Source organism: uncultured Ruegeria sp., from assembly GCF_947489545.1.
Lineage (GTDB): Bacteria > Pseudomonadota > Alphaproteobacteria > Rhodobacterales > Rhodobacteraceae > Ruegeria.
Genome location: NZ_CANLDZ010000071.1, coordinates 1 through 1339, shown reverse-complemented (window position 1 = coordinate 1339; position 1339 = coordinate 1). Strand labels below are relative to the sequence as shown.

1 protein-coding gene is annotated in these 1339 nt (G+C 53.9%); it reads right to left on the bottom strand.

Features of this window, described 5'->3' with window-relative positions:
* A partial coding sequence (locus Q1B13_RS26790; protein ID WP_299085939.1) for a heparinase II/III family protein occupies nucleotides 1-1339 on the bottom strand: 1339 nt, incomplete at both ends.

Sequence of the window (1339 nt, the reverse complement as noted above, 5' to 3'; positions counted from 1 at the left end):
GCGCCCGAGTCCTGAGCCTGCAGATCAATCATCAATCTGCCGACGCCAGAATTTGGGTTCTGGTTGGCGCAGTCTGAGTTATATGGTGTTTTGCAAGGGTCTGCGGAACGTAAAGTAAAAAGGGCCTCAGGCGGTGAAAGAGCGCGTGCTCGTAATTCCTGCCCATCCTTTCGCAGGATCGCAGTTTGCCCATCGATACTAACCTGCGCTTCGGTATGCATGGTCCAGAATACCGGATCTGCTTGATTTCCCTCGATTTCGTCTTGAATCAGAACTGCACTTCCTTCGATCAAGGCTATGCCACGCCGTACGGTGCCCACGGGCCTGCCATACGGTTCAGAAAGGTCCGCTATCGTGAAGTTGAAATCGGGGAACTGCCCAAACTCTTCAATCTGTGCGCGACCAGTTGTTTGCTGGTTTGCAGAGCCAAAGACCAGTGTGTTCTGACCGATTGTCGCCGTGCGATAATAGTCAAAGCGTTTGTTGGTGAAATACCCGGGCAAGTGGTAGTTTCCGATCCCAAGATCGGTCGCCCATCTCACTCCGTTTGTCTCAAGAACAAATGTTCCCGCATCAAGGTTGTTGTGATGACTGCGTAGCGGTCCGGCCTTGAAGCCGACATATGTCGCCTTTGGATCATCCCATGCGGATCGCATCATCACAAGTCCAAGCCCACCGAACCAGAACGAGTTTTGTCGCCCGTCGATAGGTCTTTCCTCAGAGTTTTGCCGCCAGATCAGATCCAGCGCAACGTGTGAAACGGGTTTGGAACCGGCGGTCCGCCGACTGTAATCGGGTCGGTTAAAGCGCGACGCAAGCCAGGTCAACGCGACCAGATCAGTGTTTGTGTCGCTGTCGCCGTAGTTGAATAACAAGCCGGTCGGCCCGGTCACATGAGTAAGATAGTCGCCAAAATTCGCCATCCCGTCTGATTTGGACAAATCAAAATCGTGCCCGAGCACGGTTTCCAAAGACGTGATCGCGATGGCCGCGTCCCGCGCAGCCAAAGCGCCATACATTGGACCTTCCGGCCACGCTCCATCTGGGGCAAACATCGCAAACCCATTGCGAAGCGATATCTGAGCACTTTCGATGATCTGCTTCGCCAATTCTGGCTCAGCTTCTGAAACGGCAAGGGCCGCAACGATCATTCCGGTATTGCAGATGATGTTCCAGTTAAAGGATGCAACAGGCCAGGTGATATCCGCTGTTGCCGTGCCGTCAGGTAAAGAGCTTGGGATCGGGGTCGGATGCACCCAACGCTGCGGGACAACCCAGCCTTTATCAAAGTAAGCCGTGTCCAGCTCATAGATCCCAGCAGCTTCGTTCAACGCCTTGT